This is a genomic window from Phaeobacter cretensis, assembly GCF_047372505.1.
Taxonomy (GTDB): Bacteria; Pseudomonadota; Alphaproteobacteria; order Rhodobacterales; family Rhodobacteraceae; genus Phaeobacter; species Phaeobacter cretensis.
In genome coordinates this window covers 398,267-412,192 of record NZ_JBKBEU010000001.1, presented here as the reverse complement: position 1 = coordinate 412,192, position 13,926 = coordinate 398,267, and the positions used below count along the sequence as shown (strand labels likewise).

10 protein-coding genes are annotated in these 13,926 nt (G+C 57.4%); 6 read left to right on the top strand and 4 right to left on the bottom strand.

Features of this window, described 5'->3' with window-relative positions:
• Positions 1–64: 64 nt before the first annotated feature.
• Positions 65–490, top strand: a complete 426-nt coding sequence (locus ACEWZM_RS01990; RefSeq protein ID WP_414004852.1) for a hypothetical protein — start codon at positions 65–67, stop codon at positions 488–490.
• Between the two features lie 186 nt (positions 491–676).
• Positions 677–1,276, top strand: a complete 600-nt coding sequence (locus ACEWZM_RS01985; protein ID WP_414004851.1) for a superoxide dismutase — start codon at positions 677–679, stop codon at positions 1,274–1,276.
• Positions 1,277–1,388: 112 nt separating this feature from the next.
• Here ACEWZM_RS01985 and ACEWZM_RS01980 read toward each other — a convergent pair whose 3' ends face one another.
• Positions 1,389–1,931 carry an LOG family protein gene (locus tag ACEWZM_RS01980; RefSeq protein ID WP_414004850.1) on the bottom strand — a complete coding sequence of 181 codons (543 nt, stop codon included), beginning with the start codon at positions 1,929–1,931 and terminating at the stop codon, positions 1,389–1,391.
• A gap of 164 nt (positions 1,932–2,095) precedes the next feature.
• Between ACEWZM_RS01980 and ACEWZM_RS01975 the strand changes: the two genes are divergently transcribed.
• Together ACEWZM_RS01975 and ACEWZM_RS01970 are read left to right on the top strand one after the other, a co-directional pair.
• The gene (locus ACEWZM_RS01975) at positions 2,096–4,009 is read left to right on the top strand and encodes a LysM peptidoglycan-binding domain-containing protein (protein WP_414004849.1); all 1,914 of its coding nucleotides are present in this window, start codon (positions 2,096–2,098) and stop codon (positions 4,007–4,009) included.
• 98 nt (positions 4,010–4,107) lie between these two features.
• On the top strand, positions 4,108–5,916 hold the full coding sequence (locus tag ACEWZM_RS01970) for an ABCB family ABC transporter ATP-binding protein/permease (RefSeq protein ID WP_414004848.1): 1,809 nt from the start codon (positions 4,108–4,110) through the stop codon (positions 5,914–5,916).
• A gap of 42 nt (positions 5,917–5,958) precedes the next feature.
• Here ACEWZM_RS01970 and ACEWZM_RS01965 read toward each other — a convergent pair whose 3' ends face one another.
• From ACEWZM_RS01965 to ACEWZM_RS01955, 3 genes are all read right to left on the bottom strand, one after another.
• Entirely contained in the window at positions 5,959–6,186 is a 228-nt protein-coding gene (locus tag ACEWZM_RS01965; protein ID WP_414004847.1) for a hypothetical protein, read from the bottom strand.
• A 218-nt stretch (positions 6,187–6,404) separates the two neighbouring features.
• Positions 6,405–10,223 (bottom strand): efflux RND transporter permease subunit, encoded by a 3,819-nt coding sequence (locus ACEWZM_RS01960; RefSeq protein WP_414004846.1) that lies wholly within the window; start codon positions 10,221–10,223, stop codon positions 6,405–6,407.
• A complete protein-coding gene (locus ACEWZM_RS01955) occupies positions 10,220–11,545 on the bottom strand; it encodes an efflux RND transporter periplasmic adaptor subunit (protein ID WP_414004845.1) in 1,326 nt (441 codons plus the stop codon). Before ACEWZM_RS01955 ends, ACEWZM_RS01960 begins: the two co-directional genes overlap by 4 nt.
• 298 nt (positions 11,546–11,843) lie before the next feature.
• On the opposite strand from ACEWZM_RS01955, the gene ACEWZM_RS01950 reads away from it, so the two are divergent.
• Both ACEWZM_RS01950 and ACEWZM_RS01945 read left to right on the top strand, forming a co-directional pair.
• On the top strand, positions 11,844–12,515 hold the full coding sequence (locus ACEWZM_RS01950; RefSeq protein ID WP_414004844.1) for a hypothetical protein: 672 nt from the start codon (positions 11,844–11,846) through the stop codon (positions 12,513–12,515).
• Positions 12,516–12,572: 57 nt separating this feature from the next.
• Positions 12,573–13,895, top strand: coding sequence for a PQQ-like beta-propeller repeat protein (locus ACEWZM_RS01945; RefSeq protein WP_414004843.1), 1,323 nt, complete (start codon positions 12,573–12,575; stop codon positions 13,893–13,895).
• Positions 13,896–13,926 lie beyond the last annotated feature (31 nt).

Genomic DNA, 13,926 nt, shown 5'->3' with positions numbered 1-13,926 from the left:
CTGGTAGGAGATCCAACAGAGCTGTAACACACCTATTCCTATTTCTAAGATATGGATATTACGTATGAAAACCCTGATTAAAGCCGTCATTTCAGCTAGCGTCGTGTTCGCAGCGTTTCCTGTTTTGGCCGCGCCGATGACCTATGACTGTGCTATTCAATCTTATGAAAAACACGGCTGGATCTCTCCTCGTATTCTTGTCTTTGTAGACCATGATCAAGAGGTTGCTGGCGTTATGGACAGTGTGATTGCCAGTACGCAGAATACGCCGATGATTGTCCCCTATGATGTGCGATCCAAGCAGCGGATGAGGCTGACATGGACAGTGAACAATATTGACGCCCGTAGTGGATCAGCGAAGGCCAGCTATTCAGCTACTTTAGACGAACGCCGTATGAAGCTCTCAATCTCAGCTCGTGTTCACGGCTGGGACAACCGGCCGGCTGGCAGCGGCCCCTGCAAACGCAGCAATATCAAGTTGACCAAGTAGGCTTGGCAAGCGCGCCTTATCGGCGCGGTGGTACCTTGCAGTATATCGCTCATGGGGGCTTGTCGCTTTGGCCTGCTATAAAATCATCGGTTATTTTTGGGTGTTTCTCCGGCATGGTCTTGACCAGAGGGGAGACCCGCCGCATGTATCTGCCTAGGAACGCAACTGATAAAACAGGGGGCCCAGATGGCTTTTGAACTTCCCGATCTTCCTTATGCTCACGATGCGCTGGCATCCAAAGGCATGTCCGCCGAAACGCTGGAATACCACCACGACCTGCACCACAAAGCCTATGTCGACAATGGCAACAAGCTGATCGCCGGTACCGAATGGGACGGCAAGTCGATGGAAGACATCATCAAGGGCACCTATGATGCGAACTCTGTCGCTCAAAATGGTATCTTCAACAACATCTCCCAGCTGTGGAACCACAATCAGTTCTGGGAAATGATGGGTCCGGGCGAGAGCAAGATGCCGGGAGACCTAGAAAAGGCCATCAACGACAGCTTTGGCTCTGTTGATAAATTCAAGGCAGAGTTCTCTGCTGCGGGTGCTGGTCAGTTCGGCTCCGGCTGGGCGTGGCTGGTTAAGGACACTGACGGTGGTCTGAAGGTGACCAAGACTGAAAACGGCGTGAACCCTGTTTGCTTTGGTCAGACTGCTCTGCTTGGTTGCGACGTGTGGGAGCACTCCTACTACATCGATTTCCGCAACAAGCGTCCCGTCTATCTGACCAACTTCCTGGATAACCTGGTCAACTGGGAAAACGTTGCATCTCGCATGTGATAGCTGATTATCAGCACGCGGCTTTAGGCCTCGTCCGGGATCGGACGGGGCCTTTTTTATGTAAGAGGATTGGTAGGCTGAATAGGCGGATCAGCATTTTGGGTGTTGTCGGTCAGTTGCGCAACATGGTCAACGCATCTTCGACGCTGTCAATCCAAGTGAGAGCTGCCGCAGTTTCGACCCCGGCAAACCCTTCTGCGACGATATGCTCTACCAGTGCCTTCAGCGGATCCCAGTAGCCGTCGATGTTGAGGATCAAAATAGGTTTCTGGTGCAAGTCAAGCTGTCGCCAGGTCAGGGCCTCAAACAATTCATCCAGCGATCCGGCGCCGCCTGGCAGCACGACCACTGCATCGGCATTATAAAGCATGACCTTTTTACGCTCATGCATGGTTTCGGTGACCACATAGGTGCTCAGATCGGTCTTGGCGACTTCGCGACGGACCAGATGTTCAGGAACGACGCCGAAGGTGGTGCCGCCCGCCGCCTGAGCGGCGCGCGCGACTCTGCCCATCAGACCCACATCGCCCGCACCGTAAACCAGTCGCTGACCTTGCGTTGCGAGACCGGTACCAAGGGCTTCGGCGGCCGTGGCATAGGTCGGACTGCCCCCATCGCGCGATCCACAATACACACAGACGGAATGAATACGCATTGTGATCACCTTTTTTGTTGTGTTCTGCGGGGAAATAGGTCGTCCTTTGGACCCTGATAGCCGCATTGAACGGCTGGCTCAAGCAAGCGGGGGGCACATCCCGTAGGATCGACATTTAAAGATATCCGAAGTGGTATTTTGGCTGTCGGAAGGGAAGGAACGGAATGACGGATGTAACGGGCAAAGGCGGATTGTCCACGACGGCTATTGGCGGTGTCGCGGCAGTGGTCGTGGTTCTTGGCGGGGTTGTTTTCCTGCAGTGGGGAGGCTCTGACGAGACCAGAACGCCGGGCGTCAAAACGGCCGACGGTGATCGTCTGGTGATTTCACCCAGCGCACCCGCGGACGGTAAGCTTGCTTCGCCTAACGTGATGACAGACGCGGCAAATGATGCGCCTGCTGAGGAAACAGCCACTGCACCGGTGGCCGAAGATGTGGCGACAGATAGTTCGGAAGCTGAGACGGTCGCCGCGGAGAGCGTAGTTGAAGAGGCCGCGACCAGCGAACCTACTGCAGAGATAGCCGCCGAAGAAATCGCTGCGGCGGCTGCGCTGGCTGAAGCGGTTCAAGAGACAGAGGCCGAGACCTTGGACAGTACGCCGGAGGCGGCGACAGATATAGGTGCAGCTGAGAGTCCCGAGGTGACAGGGCTTAGCGCACCGCAGATGGATCTCGCGCGGTTTGAGATGGATGGTAGCGGAATGGTCGCGGGGCGTGCAATGCCGGGATCGGTGGTCTCACTCATGCTGGACGGGGCAGTGATCGAACAACTCACCGTACCGTCGGATGGCAGTTTTGTCGTATTCACCAATATCGCACCATCGGCGCAGCCACAGGTGATCTCGCTTGAGGCGGTGCTCGGCGATGAGGCCATGGCCTCTGATGCTCAGTTTATTTTGGCACCTGTCACGCCGGTTCAGGTGGCAGAGGCAACGACTGAAACGGAGGTTCAGGCACCGCTTGTAGAACCACAAACCGATGCCACTGATCCGGCGATTGCCAGCGTAGATACACCAACTATAGACACGTCCAACGTAGAGACAGCAGGTACAGATACCGACATTGCAGTTACATCAGTAAAGAATGATGTTGCGGTTGTTGCAAGTGAGAGCCCAACCAATGATGTTGACAGCGCTGACGTTGCTTCAAGTTCTGCAGAGGCTGCGCCGAACCTGCCTGAAATCACGGCCAGTCTGAATGCCGCTGATGCGGTGGGTAAGGACCCCGGTGCAGCTGATACGGGCAGTGATGTGGACAATAACGGCAGCAGCACGACTGATACGGCTGCGCCGAACAGCGACGTGACCGTAGCGGACAATACGGCGAACGAAGCTGAAGTTACCCCTGAACCGGAACCAACAGGTGTTGCTACAGCGGCTAATCCGGAGCCAGCAGAAGCCAGGATTGCGGCTGTGGCTGGTGCGTCGCCAGATCCACAACCCGAACCACAACCTGATACCGAGGTCGCGCCACAACCAACCACATCAGAACAAACAGCGCCACAGCAGGTGGCAGTGCTGCGCGCTGATGCCAGCGGTGTGACACTGGTGCAGCCAGCGACACCGACTCTGGCCGAAGTACCCGATAGTGTGGCGCTTGATACCATCTCTTATGATGACGAGGGCGCGGTGGTGCTGAGCGGGCGTGTTCGCTCCGACACGGTGGTACGTGCTTATCTGGACAACTCCGCCGTTGCGGATTTACCAGTGGATGAGGACGGGCGTTGGTCCGGCATCCTGCCGGATGTCGCACCGGGAATATATGCGTTGCGACTTGATGCGGTGGATACGGATGGCAAGGTGCTGAGCCGCCTTGAAACTCCGTTTAAGCGTGAGGCGCCGGAGGTCCTGCAACAGCCAGCCGCGGAACCCGCAACGACACCTGATGCAGCCCCCATAGGCGCGCAACCCTTGGTGCGTCTGGTCACCGTACAGGAAGGCGATACGCTCTGGGCAATTTCGCGAGAACGCTACGGCGACGGGTTCCTTTATGTGCGGGTATTCGATGCGAACCGTGCGTCGATCCGTAACCCGGATCTGATCTATCCCGGGCAGGTCTTCACGGTACCGGTACAGTAACGAAAATACGCGGATCAAGGTCGGGGTGTCCGGCGCTCATGTGCTGGTCAAACAGCCGGGCTGCCCCTATGTCATAGGTCTTGCAACAAGGACATGTGATGACAGACATCGATATGACGACTGCGCAGGAGGAACGCCGATCTGGTCTGCGCACTTTGCGACGTGTTGGCCCCTACCTCTGGCCAAAGGGGCAGGCGTGGGTCAAATACCGTGTGGTGGTTGCGCTGGCGGTGCTGGTGCTGGCCAAGCTGGTCGCCGTCACGACACCTGTGCTCTACAAAGGCGCGGTGGACAACCTGGCCGGTGAGGGCGTGCCGCCGCTGGCACTGGGCGCGGTTGGCCTGACTGTGGCCTATGGCATGGCGCGCATCCTCACAATTGGATTTCAGCAGCTGCGTGACACGGTGTTTGCACCGGTTGGACAGCGGGCGTTGCGGCGTCTGGCGCTGGAGACCTTTCGCCATATTCATCGCCTGTCAATGCGCTATCACATCACCCGTAAAACCGGTGGGCTGAGCCGGATTATTGAGCGGGGAGTAAAAGGCGTCGAGTTTCTCTTGCGCTTTTTGGTGTTCTCAATCGGGCCGTTGATATTGGAGCTGGCGCTGGTTGCCGTGATCCTCGCGGTGTTGTTCGACATCTGGTATCTGGTCGTGGTGGCCGGGACTGTGGGGCTATATATTTGGTTTACATTTGCTGTAACCGAATGGCGCGTGACGCTACGCCGTGAGATGAACAAGCAGGACACCGATGCCAATCAAAAGGCGATCGACAGTCTGCTGAACTATGAAACCGTGAAATATTTCGGGGCAGAAGAGCGTGAGACCGCACGGTATGATGTTGCTATGCGCGCCTATGCAAAGGCTGCATTGAAAACGGCCTATTCGCTGGCATTTTTGAACTTTGGCCAGAGCCTGGTGATAACCAGCGGTCTGGTTGCGGTGATGGTGATGGCGGCGATTGGGGTGCAGCAGGGGACTTTGACGGTTGGCGACTTTGTCATGGTCAACGCCTATATGATCCAGATCACCGTACCGTTGAATTTCCTTGGCACAGTCTATCGCGAAATCCGTCAAAGCCTTGTTGATATGGGGGAAATGTTTGATCTTATCGAACAGGCCCCCGATGTAAGTGACCAAAAGGATGCCAAGCAGCTGACGGTGACTGGCGGGGCGATCACACTGGACGAGGTTGAGTTCGGCTATGACAGTGACCGGCAGATCCTAAAAGGTGTCAGCTTTGAGGTGGCAGCGGGACAAACGGTAGCTATCGTTGGCTCAACCGGGTCTGGAAAATCGACTATCGGACGGCTGTTGTTCCGGTTCTACGATGTCACGCGCGGGTCCTTGCGTATTGATGGACAGGATGTGCGCGATGTGACCCAAAAAAGCCTGCACGCGGCGATTGGCGTGGTGCCGCAGGACACTGTGCTGTTCAACGATACCATCCGCTACAATATCGCCTATGGGCGCGATGGGTCGACACAGGATGATGTGGAGCAAGCCGCGCGGGATGCGCAGATCCACGACTTTATAATGCAGCTGCCAGAGGGATATGAGACGCAGGTCGGTGAACGTGGGCTGAAGCTGTCTGGTGGTGAGAAGCAGCGGGTTGGCATTGCGCGTACTCTGTTGAAGAACCCACCGATTCTGTTGCTGGATGAGGCCACATCGGCGTTGGACAGCGATACCGAGCAGGAGATCAAAGGCGCGTTGGCGCGGGCCGGCCTGGGGCGCACAGTGATTACGATCGCGCACCGTTTAAGCACGGTCGCGGAGGCAGATCAGATCATCGTTCTGGAACAGGGTGAGATCGCTGAACACGGCACCCATGATGAGCTGTTGGCAACGGATGGGCGCTATGCACATCTGTGGCAACGCCAGCAATCGGATCAGGACGCCGCGTGACGGCGATCTCAGAGACACCAGGTTAGGGTCGGGTCTACGTGGTTAGCCGCTGACGTAGACCCCGTCCTTGGGTTTGTAGAATATCTTTTGATTGTGCAGCCGCCCCAGTAACTCATGAATTTGGCGCAGGGTGTCGTCACGGCTGCGACCAGCGATCCCCTGAGCGGGCTGGCTGGCATCAGCAAGGCTGTCACGTGTTCTCTGTAAGGCAGCCTCAATCAGATCAACATCGGCGATGGTCAATTCGAACATATCGTTGAAATCGGGCATGGGTCGTGTCCTCTGTGCTGGCGACAGCTGTGTGCACCCCGCGTGATGGGGGATGCGTGGCTGTAGCGGGCTGTGATGGGCCATACCAAGCTGACGCAGTTCCCAAGTTATTGCCACCGAAATATGTTGATGCGGCGGATTGGTCGCTGATCCCGCCGTTGCAGCATCTGATCTGGGCCCAAACGAACAACGCCCCGCGTTTGCGGGGCGTTGGCAGTCTATTCAGCGGCGCGCAATGGCGGGGAGGGTGGTTTGTCGTTGTCCCAAACGTTATTGGGTTTGGCTTCGGCCTTCTTCGGCGCATTCGGTTCTGTACGGGTCTCGGTTTCCCACAGGATTTCCGTTGTTGGCAGGGTACGGGCCTTGGTCGCCAGTCGCATGTCGCGCGCGATCCGGCTTGAACGGCCACGGGTGATCCGTGCCAGCAAACGCCCGAGGGCACCAATATAGATCCTCAGCCAAACCCGGATGGCCAACAGCGATGGCGTGACCAGCAGGGTCAGAATCGTGGCAATGCCCAGACCAAAGACAACGGCGGTCGCCAGCTGTTTCCACCACAACGATGTCGGGCTATCGATGGAATAGCCGCCATTGATGAAGTCGAGGCTGAGCCCGAACATCATCGGGGCAAGACCGGCCATCGTGGTGATTGTGGTCAGAAGAACCGGACGGATGCGCGCCTCAGCGGTCCGAATGATCGCCTCAATCCGTGGCATCTTCTGGGCGTATTCCTGATAGGTGTCGATCAGAACGATATTGTTGTTCACCACAATCCCCGCCAGCGCCACGATGCCAGTCCCGGTCATGATGATCGAGAAAGGCTGCTGCATCACCATCATGCCAATCAGTACACCAGTGGTGGAGAGCACCACCGCCAACAGCACCAGCACCGAGTTGTAGAAGCTGTTGAACTGCGCCAGCAGGATCACGAACATCAGAGCCAGCGCACCGGCAAAGGCTTTCATCAGGAACGCACCGGATTCGGCTTGTTCTTCCTGATCTCCTGTCCACTCCCAAGTCACATCGGCAGGCAGCGGGTTGGTGTCCAACCATTTTGTTAGGGCTTCGATGCGTTCATTGGCATTCAGCGCAAGAACGCGGGCGTCATCATCAAGTGCGGCTTGCACCGCGTCAATGCTGCTCGCGGTTTCAAGGCTACGCAGTTTCAGTGGTGCACCGGATGGGCCAGTCAGATTGCTGCTGCTGGTGTCGGTGCCGTCAGCAAAGGTTTTGACATAGGCGAGTGTTTCATCTTCGCCGTTATCTGCATTGGTAGTGATTACCTTCGACAGACCCGGTTCGATATCCGCTTTCACATCGTAGTAGCGCTGCTGTTGCACACGGCTGATTTTGTCCAGTTTGGGCACGGGCTGACGGCTGATGAAGTTCGACAACGGCACTAAGCCATCCTCTGTGCGCAGCTTCAGCACATCCAGTGTGGACAGGACACGGTCCTCTTCCGGTAAGCGAACGCGGATTTCGATCTCCTCGTCGGAGCTGTCTACTCGCATCGTGTCCAGAAGAATACCACGTGTGACCAGTTGCACCATGGCCCCAACGGTTGCGACATCGGCACCATAGCGGCCGGCCTTTTCAACATCGACGTCGATCTGCCAGTCGATACCGGGCAGGGGCAGGCTATCTTCGATCAGATCCAGACCGGGGGTGTCGTCAAAATGAGCGCGGGCCTGTTGCGTGGCCGTGGTCAACGTGTCCCACCGGTCGCCCTTGATGCGCAGGTGCACAGGTTTACCAGAAGCAGGACCCTGTGCGAGCGCACGGATTTCAGCTTCGAACCCGGGCAATTTTGCCAGCTCCGCGTTGATCTCCTCAATCACGGTATCACCGTCGAAATCGGTTGCGGTGACCTGCCGGGTGAACCAGCCGTTGAACCAGCTTTCGGTCTGAGTTGGACGATCTTCCCATGGGATGATCTCAAACTGAACCTGGCCGATGGTATCGGGCGGTGTTTGTGCCCCGGAGGCATCGGTGTTCAGGCCACCTTCTCCGGCAAAGGCAAAGACGTTTACAACGGCGGGGTGCTGCAGGATGACCTGTTCGGTCTTGCGCACCATTTCATCCTCTTCCAACAGGGAGGTATTGCCGCGCGCACGCACATAGGCCGTTGCCTGTTCCGGTTCAGATTCGACGAAGAATTCCACCCCGTAATTGTTTTCACCGAACATGGCGAAGACCGACATGATCGCAAAGCCGACGGCGGCGATGGTGACGAGCGGCATCACTGGATTGCCAACAATGAACTTGATGAAGTGACCAAATGGCGTGTTTCTATAACCGGCATCAACGCTCTTTTCAGCTCTTTGCAGGCTGGCCGCCCCCAGAGTGACCGAAGCACCAAACGCCGAGAGGACAAAGATCAAGGCGCCAAAGATCAAGGCAGCCATATCTGGCACCGCAGGTGGTAGCAGGTAGTCGCCATTGAGCATCTGCATAGCGCCTGCAAACATGCCCCAGAGCGTGACCGGCACCAATGCCGCCCGCAGCCACCATGGCGCTACGGCGCGTAACCCGTCGGACAGGCTTTCAAACAGGCGGCTCATGCGGCCCGTTACACCGCCCATAACAGGCAGATAGATCAGCGCCACAACCAGCGATGCCGACAGAACGAAGATCAGTGTTACCGGCAGCATGCCCATGAATTCGCCCGGCACACCGGGCCAGAACAGCATGGGCAAAAAGGCGCAAAGCGTGGTCGCTGTAGAAGAGACCACAGGCCAGAACATGCGTTGTGCGGCCTCTACATAGGCGTGCATCGGGCCGACGCCGTTCTTGATCCGTTTATCCGCATACTCCACGACCACGATGGCGCCATCCACAAGCATCCCCACTGCGAGGATCAGACCGAACATCACAATGTTGGAGATACTGATGCCCATTACGGCCAGAAACGCAAAACACAGCAGGAAAGAGGTGGGAATAGCAAAGCCAACCAGCAGTGCGGCACGGCTTCCAAGGGCGGACAGCACAACAATCATCACCAGCGCGACGGCTGTCAGTACTGAACCTTCCAGCTGTCCGACCATGGAGCCCACCACGCGGCTTTGGTCGTTTGACGTGCCGACGGACACAGCGGCCTGTAGCTCTGTCGGCCATTTGTTCTTGGCCTTGGCGATAGCCTCCTTCACGACATCGACCGTGTCGATCAGGTTGTAACCTTTGCGTTTGACCACCTGGAGGGCCACGGTGTCTTCGCCGTTAAACCGGGCTGTGCCGCGACGATCCTCGAAGGTGAAGTTGATGGTCGCCAATTCACCCAATGTGACAACACGGTCACCATTTGTTTTGATCGGCAGCTGGTAGATATCGCGGACATCGTCAAAGGAGGAGGGGATCTTCACGGAGAAGGTGCCCTGATTGGTTTCCACCTCACCTGCGGCGATCAGCTGGTTGTTGTTCTGTACAACGGTGATCAGCTCAAGCGCCGTAACATTATAGGCCTCAAGGCGCAGGGGGTCGATCAAGACCTCGACCATCTCGTCGCGGTTGCCCGCGATCCCGGCCTCAAGTACTGGCTCCAGAGCTTCCAGATCGTCCTGCAAGTCCTTAGCGATACGCGCCATCGTGCGTTCGGGCACGGCGCCGGTCAGGTTGACGATCACAATCGGAAATTCAGAGAAGTTGATTTCGTTGATCGTGTATTTTTCAGCGCCTTCAGGGAAGTCGGCCTCGGCGGCATCCATCGCATCACGGACATCGGCCATGATAGCGGTCTTGTCCCAACCGAAATCGAACTCCAATGCCACGCCGCCATAGCCTTCGGCTGCGGTCGCAGACATCTTGTCCAACCCATCAAGATCGGCCAGCTCCGTTTCCATAACCTTGACGAGCAATGTCTCGGCGTCCTCGGCGGAGATGCCGGGGAAAGGCACGGAGATGAACAGAGCCGGGATTTCAATATCCGGTTCACCCTCTTTGGGAAGGCTGGCATAGGCAAAGCCACCAACCAGGAGCGAGATGGCGATAAACGCCAGGATCATACGGGCCCGTTCTGCGGCCCAACTGACGACGCCGGTCATTGGGAAACCTCTTCATAAGTGGGCGCGACAGCAACGCCCGCAACAACAAAATCCTGGCCAACAACGATCACATCGGCCTGTTCCGGAAGACCACCGACCCAGACGCCGCTGGCTTCATCGCGCTGCAGCTCGATCGGGAAAAACCCGACAGTCTGATCTGCCTTCACCACGCGAACGCCCAACTGACCATCATTGTTCAATGTCAGTGCAGATTGCGGCAGGTAATGCGCCTTGGAGCCTTCGGCGGAGATCACGATATCGGCGGTCTGGCCATCCCGGATCGACAGATCGGGGTTGGGTACGGTGATTTCCACCTCAAAGGTCCGGGTGGTGGGGTCGGCGGACCGGCTGATAAAGGTGACTTTACCCGCCACCTCACGGCCATTCGCCAGTTCAGCCCGTGCACCGGCTCCCACGGTGACACGGTTCACTTCGGTCTCCGGCACGTAGCCCACTAATTTGATGGTTTCCAGCTGGATCACGGTCGCACAAAGGCTGCCGGGCTGCATCAGGCTGCCAAGCTCTGCGGTGTCGCTTTCCAGTAGCCCATCGAAAGGTGCGAGAATATCGAGGCGGGAGAGTTCCTTTTCCGAGGCCGCAACCTGCGCGGAGGCGGCTTCGATCCCGGCGCTGGTGGTTTCCAGACCGGTTTCTGCGGTGGCAACCCCGGCGACGGCGGAACGTTCCGCGGCCTGGGCAGCGGCCAACCGTGTCTCGGAGGCAAAGCCGCCCTCGGAGAGTTTGGCAGCGGCGGTCAGGTTTATTTGCGCCTCTTTTAAGCGTGCGCGCGCTTCTTCCAGACGGGCCTTCGCTTCGGGAACGCGAATCTTGGCTTCGCTTAGGCGTGCCTTGGCCTCTAGCAAGGTGGAGGGGCGGGTCCCCGGATCCAATTTGCACAGAAGATCACCTGCCTTTACCTGGGCCCCTTTGCGTAGCGGCTCTGACAAGACGGTGGACGTGGTTTCCGAACGCACCTCAACCTGACGAATGGCCTGGGTTTGGCCGCGCAGGACGACTGCGCTGTCGATGCCTCGGGCTGTGCTGCGCAGGGCGACAACGCCGACACCCGAATTACCCACCTCACTGACATCTGTCGTTTGCGGATCAGCAGCTGTGCCAGCCGTCATATCGGTCTCCGCCGCCTCTGAGCCGTCTTCGGATTCTGCTGTGGCAGTGTCTTTGGCACCATCTGATGCCCCCATGGTCGCATCATCACTGATCTGCTCACCACGGGCAAAGGCCAGAAGCGAGTCCCGTTCGATTACGGCATAGTACAATCCTGCGGTTACAACGGCAGCAGTCAACAAGGGAATTACACGCATCTGGGGGCCTTCCTAATTCATAGTCATCCCAATCGGGACATATAGAGCCACTGAACAATCATACCATTAATGGGCATGTTTAGGCGAACTAGCGCCAAGTGATATGGCGGATATAGGTATTGTCCATACTAAACTCTGTAGTTCAGTTCACATTTTTTGCCTTTTTGGAGCAGTTTGTGCGCGATCCTGTGTGTCAGGGCCACTTGGCTTGGCATCGGTTGCACTGTAAGAGAAGCAGAACAAAGGAAACTGTCCGGTAACTGCGGGGGCGGTTGCGGGATTTGCTAGGGACATTTTCATGAGCGACACCGACAGCTTTATCGATGAGGTGACAGAAGAAGTCCGCCGTGAACGTTTGTTCACGATGATCAAACGTTATGGCTGGATTGGCGGCGTGGCCGTGGTTCTGATCGTCGGCGGGGCCGCACTGCGCGAGTACAACAATGCCCAGACCGAAGCCGCATCGCAGGCCCTAGGTGATCAGGTGATCGCCGCCTTGGATAGCGATGACAATGCGGAACGCGCTACGGCTCTGGATGCGATCACCGCCGGGACTGATGGTGGCGATACAATTCTAAAGCTGCTTCAGGCTGGTGCACTGGCTGATGCAGGTGAACGTGAGACCGCTGTGCAACGGCTGAATGCTGTCGCAAGCAATGGTGACATGCCGCTGATTTATCGCCACATCGCGGCTTTCAAGGCGCTGGGGCTACAAAAGGACAGTCTTCCTGCCGCTGATCGCCGTATCCAGTTCGAAGCACTTGGCCAACCGGGCGCACCATTGTCCTTGCTGGCGCAGGAGCAGCTGGCGTTGATTGATATTGAACTGGACAATTCTGAGGCCGCTATCACGCGGTTGCGCGACATTATTGCGTCTGCTGGTGTCACCACGGACTTGAAAGACCGTGCTTCGCAAGTGATTGTAGCGCTTGGGGGCGTTCTGGATCCGCAGGCGGCACCAGAAGGTTAAAGAACAGATCTGTGCCCCTCGGGCACATAAAGAATAGTGCAGTAACGGGGCATGGCAATGACGGTAGTAACAAGCTATTGGGGCGCAAAGGGTATACTGACAGGGAGCGCATTGGCGTTGATCCTGTCCGCCTGTGCCGAGCCTGAGGTCATCCTGCGCGGTGAACGTCTGGACTTGCGTGAAGACAGTCTCACCATTGTGACCAACAATTCCCGCGCGATAGCGCTGCCAGCGACCCGCAACAATGTCAGCTGGCCACAGGGGCCGGGCATCGAAGGATCGCGTCCGACACATCCCGCCCTTTCAGCAGCGCCAACTGCGATCTGGTCCACATCCATCGGCGATGGCGATAGCCGCCGTCAACGCATCATCGCAACGCCGGTGATAGGCGATGGCCGTATCTACACTCTGGACAGCGGTGCCAAGGTTTCAGCCGTCAGCCCGAGTGGCACTTTGCAGTGGCAAAGTGAGCTGCTTCCGACCTCGGACAGTTCCGGACAGGCGACTGGTGGCGGTTTGGCCTATGATGCGGGCGTGCTTTATGTTTCATCCGGCTATGGTGCGGTGACCGCATTGGATGCATCCACTGGCGTGACCATCTGGCGCCAAGAATTGGAGGCCACCGGGTCTGGTCAGCCGACTGTGCGTGATGGCTTGCTCTATTTGGTTGCCGGAGATGACACGGGTTGGGCCATTCATACCAAGGATGGCCGCATTGCCTGGCAGATCGAGGCAACCCCGAGCCCATCGAATATTCTGGGCGCGCCTGCGCCTGCAGTGACCTCGGATCTCGCGATCTTTGCGTTTGGATCGGGTGATCTTACCGCGACCTTCCGCAAGGGCGGATTGCGGCGCTGGAACGCATCGGTTTCGGGCAAGCGGATTGGCCGCACGATTTCACGGATTGGCGATGTGACCGGTGCGCCGGTTGTGTCGGGCAATAGGATGTATGTTGGCAATCAATCCGGTCGAACGGCGGCCTTTGACCTTGGTACCGGTGATCGCCTGTGGACTGTGCGTCATGGTGCGGTGGATCCGGTTTGGCCTGTTGCTGGCAATATCTTCTTGATCAGCGACCAGGGCCAGCTTGTGCGGTTGGACGCCGAAAGTGGTGAGGCGGTTTGGGCCGCTGATTTGCCTGGGTATCTGAAGGATAAGCCGCGTAAGCGCGGTGCCGTTGTAGCCCATCATGGCCCCGTTGTGGCTGGTGGGCAGGTGGTGGTGGCCTCTAACGATGGTTTGCTGCGGTTCTTTAGCCCTCAGGACGGCACATTGGTGCGTACTGTCGAAATCCCCGATGGTGCCAGCACAGCACCTGTCGTGGCGGGTGGGACGCTTTATGTTGTGTCTACCAAGGGGCAATTGCACGCTTTCCGATAGCGTTTTGATGCGGTAGGAGAGATTTACGCAG

What these genes read in the sequence shown, in the direction of transcription:
- ACEWZM_RS01980 (WP_414004850.1), bottom strand. Translation starts at nt 1,931, where the DNA reads ATGCGTATTCATTCCGTCTGTGTGTATTGTGGATCGCGCGATGGGGGC.
- ACEWZM_RS01955 (WP_414004845.1), bottom strand. Translation starts at nt 11,545, where the DNA reads ATGCGTGTAATTCCCTTGTTGACTGCTGCCGTTGTAACCGCAGGATTG.
- ACEWZM_RS01960 (WP_414004846.1), bottom strand. Translation starts at nt 10,223, where the DNA reads ATGACCGGCGTCGTCAGTTGGGCCGCAGAACGGGCCCGTATGATCCTG.
- ACEWZM_RS01965 (WP_414004847.1), bottom strand. Translation starts at nt 6,186, where the DNA reads ATGCCCGATTTCAACGATATGTTCGAATTGACCATCGCCGATGTTGAT.
- ACEWZM_RS01990 (WP_414004852.1), top strand. Translation starts at nt 65, where the DNA reads ATGAAAACCCTGATTAAAGCCGTCATTTCAGCTAGCGTCGTGTTCGCA.
- ACEWZM_RS01945 (WP_414004843.1), top strand. Translation starts at nt 12,573, where the DNA reads ATGACGGTAGTAACAAGCTATTGGGGCGCAAAGGGTATACTGACAGGG.
- ACEWZM_RS01985 (WP_414004851.1), top strand. Translation starts at nt 677, where the DNA reads ATGGCTTTTGAACTTCCCGATCTTCCTTATGCTCACGATGCGCTGGCA.
- ACEWZM_RS01970 (WP_414004848.1), top strand. Translation starts at nt 4,108, where the DNA reads ATGACAGACATCGATATGACGACTGCGCAGGAGGAACGCCGATCTGGT.
- ACEWZM_RS01975 (WP_414004849.1), top strand. Translation starts at nt 2,096, where the DNA reads ATGACGGATGTAACGGGCAAAGGCGGATTGTCCACGACGGCTATTGGC.
- ACEWZM_RS01950 (WP_414004844.1), top strand. Translation starts at nt 11,844, where the DNA reads ATGAGCGACACCGACAGCTTTATCGATGAGGTGACAGAAGAAGTCCGC.